Genomic DNA, 3,401 nt, shown 5'->3' on the forward strand with positions numbered 1-3,401 from the left:
ACGGTCTTTTGTGGGAGCGGTCCTTGACCGCGAATCGGCTTTGCCAGGCTATCCTCGCCTTCGGTTCGGTTCGCGGTCGAGGACCGCTCCCACGGCGGCTTCGTAGCCGGCCCGTTCCGGATTGGCCCGGGCTTTCGTGGGGGCGGTCCTTGGCCGCGAATCGGCCTTGCCAGGCCGTCCTCGCCTTCGGCTCGGTTCGCGGCCGAGGACCGCTCCCACGGTGGCTTCGTCGCCGGGTGAGCCTGGAGTTGGCACGGTCTTTTGTGGGAGCAGTCCTTGACCGCGAATGGGCTTTGCCAGGCCATCCTCGCCTTCGGCTCGGTTCGCGGTCGGGGACCGCGCCCACAGCGGCTTCGTAGCCGGCCCGTTCCGGATTGGCACGGTCTTTGTGGGAGCGGTCCTTGATCGCGAATCGGCCTTGCCAGGCCATCACAGACCCCGGTCACTCGCATTGCTCTGGACCTGGGCTACGATAATGTCAGCACCTTTATCGCCATGTTCCGGCGCACTTTTGGCACCACGCCCAAGAAGTACTTCGACGGCCGGGATCGGGGCAGGCAGCGGAGATAGTTTTCAGTTTTCAGTAGGCGATATGGAGGTGGCCAGGTTCCGTGGATTCGCAACCGGCCTTCGCGTGGCCATGGCCCTGGCGGCTCGGTGTTTAGCGTGCAAGCGTGCAAGCGTGCAAGCGTGCAAGCGTGTTGCGTGCTGCGCCCGGCCAGCACCTTTTTACAAGACCCCCGGCGCCTCATCCTCTAAGCTCGTCATCTCGAATCAACACAGTGGCAGGGAGAACAACAATGGCCAGAGCGATGGTGATGCATCAGGCGGGTGGTCCCGAGGTGCTGCGCGCCGAATCGGTGAACGTGGGCGAACCGGGCCCCGGGCAGATTCGTCTGCGCCAGACCGCGGTGGGCGTGAACTTCCACGACATCTATGTGCGCTCCGGCCTTTATCAGACCTTGCCGCTGCCTGGTGTGCCTGGCCTGGAAGCCGCTGGCGTGGTGACCGCGGTGGGCGAGGGCGTGAGCGGATTCAAAGACGGTGACCGGGTCGCCTATACCTCCGGCAACTACGGCGCCTACACCGACGAGCGCCTGCTTGATGCCAGCCGTGCCGTGCCTCTGCCCGACCACGTGGACGACCTCACCGCCGCCTCGATGATGGTGCGCGGGCTCACCGCCTGCGTGCTGCTGCAACGGGTGTTCCCGGTGCGCGCCGGCCAGACTCTGCTGGTGCAGGCCGCCGCTGGCGGCGTCGGTCAGTTGCTGGTGCAGTGGGCCCACCATCTCGGCGCCACCGTGATCGGCACCGTGGGCAGCGAAGAAAAGGCGGAGCTGGTGCGCGGCATGGGCTGCGACCACGTGATCCTCTACCGGCACGAAGACGTGGTGCAAAAGGTCAAGGCGATCACCGAGGGGCGGGGTGTGGACGTGGCCTACGACTCGGTGGGCAAGGACACCTTCTACGGCTCCCTGGACGCTCTGGCGCCGCTCGGCCACCTGGTCAACTTCGGCCAGTCCTCCGGCTCGGTGGAGCCGATGCCGGTGTCGCTGCTGGCGCGCGCCTCCAACACCGTGGTGCGGCCCATGCTCGGCCATTACACCGCCACGCCGGAATCCCGTGACCAGGCCGCCAACGCCTTCTTCGACGCCCTCAAAGACGGCATCCTCAAACCAGTGCCGCCGGTGCGCTACGCCTTCGAAGACGTCGGCCAGGCGCACACCGACATGGAAAACCGCAAAACCCACGGCGCGGTGGTGTTGGAGGTTTAAAAAAAGTGTTCGGTTTTCAGTGTTCAGTTTTCAGTGGCGGCGCTGTTGATGCGGCGGAAGGAATCGGCGCGCTCATGTCTTTACTGAAAACTGAAAACTGAAAACTGAAAACCATGTCTTATCCTTCCCCCGCCGGTCCGGTGGATCGCGAAATCGAGATCAATAAAAGCCGCTTTATTGCCTGGCTGAGGCCGGTGCGCAGCCGTGACGAGGCACAGGCGGTGCTCGCCGAGGCGCGCGCTCGTTATCCCGATGCCACCCACCATTGCCACGCCTGGCTGATCGGCTCACCGGCTTCCGGCGAAGGCGCCATGAACGACGACGGCGAGCCTTCCGGCACCGCCGGCAAGCCGATCTTCAATGTGATTCAGCACAAAGGCGTGGGCGACGTCATGGTGGTGGTGATCCGCTATTTTGGTGGCGTCAAACTGGGCGCCGGTGGGTTGGTGCGCGCCTACGCCGGCGCCGCCGAAGCGGTGCTTTCGGCGATGCAGGTGATCGAGCAGGTGCCGGAAAATGAATTGACGCTGGATTTCGATTTTCCCGACGAGCAGCCTTTGCGCCATTGGTGCGACCAATACCAGGCACGGCTGGAAGACATTCAATACACACAGCGAGTCAGCGCGAGAATCATCGTACCCACCGAGCACCAGCCGGCCCTGGAAGCGTTTTGCGGCGCCCACGGGATCAGCATTGAAGAATAGGGGGGGAAGTGTTCGGTTTTCAGTGTTCAGTTTTCAGTGGCGGCGCTGTAGCCGAAGCGAGAAGAATCAGAGGGGTCTGTTTTTACCGAACACTGAACACTGAACACTGAACACTGAAAACTGAAAACTGAAAACCGAACCAAAAAACGACGCATCTCACCATTGGCCGGGCGGGCGGGGGCAGGCACTCTGAAACCACTGCCGTTGCCAGCCAGGAGAATCCCATGCCCGTTGTCGATCCCGATAAGAATGCATTGCCCGACATTCTCAAAAGCATCCCCGCCGACACCCCGATCGTCATGCTCAACCTGCTGCGTTATCGCGCGGTGGCCCGTTATAAAGACGGCGAGGCGGAGTACGACGGCCGTGAAGCCTACCGCCGCTATTCCCTGGTCGCCTTCGAGAAGGTCAAAGGCGTGGGCGGCGAGATCATCTGGAGCGGCGACGCCCTCGCCGGCGTGATCGCCCCGCCCGACGAACACTGGGACGAAGTGCTGCTGGTGCGTTACCCCTCCATCGCCGCTTTCGCCAGCATGCTCGCCGACCCGGAATACAAACAAGCCACCAAACACCGCACCGCCGCCCTCGACGAAGCGCGCCTGATCTGCACCCGGCAACATTGAGCCAGGCGGAGGAGCAGGGGACAGGAGGAAGGGAACAGCAGGACTGGCGCCGGAGTTAAGTTCTGGTGTGGGAGCGGTCCTTGACCGCGAATCGGCCTTGCCAGGCCCGCCTCGCCTTCGGCTCGGTTCGCGGTCGAGGACCGCTCCCACAGCGGCGCTGTAGCGGGGGCGGAGCAGGGAACAGGCAGGGAACAGGCGGACCGGTCCCGCTGCCGGCATTTGCTTCTGGTGTGGGAGCGGTCCTTGACCGCGAATGGGCTTTGCCGGGCCCGCCTCGCCTTCGGCTCGGTTCGCGGTCG

Annotated in this window: 4 protein-coding genes; all 4 read left to right on the plus strand. The window is 63.8% G+C overall.

All coding sequences use genetic code 11. The features are described from left to right. The first annotated feature begins 411 nt into the window (after positions 1–411). A complete protein-coding gene (locus tag CGS25_RS18800) occupies positions 412–570 on the plus strand; it encodes a helix-turn-helix domain-containing protein (protein ID WP_198588858.1) in 159 nt (52 codons plus the stop codon). A 230-nt stretch (positions 571–800) separates the two neighbouring features. Continuing rightward, complete coding sequence (locus CGS25_RS18805; protein WP_101676404.1) at positions 801–1,775, plus strand: quinone oxidoreductase family protein; 975 nt, start codon at positions 801–803, stop codon at positions 1,773–1,775. Between the two features lie 113 nt (positions 1,776–1,888). Further along, positions 1,889–2,479 carry a YigZ family protein gene (locus CGS25_RS18810; protein ID WP_101676405.1) on the plus strand — a complete coding sequence of 197 codons (591 nt, stop codon included), beginning with the start codon at positions 1,889–1,891 and terminating at the stop codon, positions 2,477–2,479. A gap of 224 nt (positions 2,480–2,703) precedes the next feature. Further along, positions 2,704–3,102 (plus strand): DUF1330 domain-containing protein, encoded by a 399-nt coding sequence (locus tag CGS25_RS18815; RefSeq protein WP_089031710.1) that lies wholly within the window; start codon positions 2,704–2,706, stop codon positions 3,100–3,102. Positions 3,103–3,401: the final 299 nt, after the last annotated feature.

The sequence above is a fragment of the Alloalcanivorax mobilis genome, assembly GCF_002864685.1.
In the GTDB taxonomy this organism is placed as follows: domain Bacteria; phylum Pseudomonadota; class Gammaproteobacteria; order Pseudomonadales; family Alcanivoracaceae; genus Alloalcanivorax; species Alloalcanivorax mobilis.

Excerpts from the sequence above, each read along its gene's own strand:
- CGS25_RS18805 (WP_101676404.1), top strand. The coding sequence starts at position 801 with ATGGCCAGAGCGATGGTGATGCATCAGGCGGGTGGTCCCGAGGTGCTG.
- CGS25_RS18810 (WP_101676405.1), top strand. The coding sequence starts at position 1,889 with ATGTCTTATCCTTCCCCCGCCGGTCCGGTGGATCGCGAAATCGAGATC.
- CGS25_RS18815 (WP_089031710.1), top strand. The coding sequence starts at position 2,704 with ATGCCCGTTGTCGATCCCGATAAGAATGCATTGCCCGACATTCTCAAA.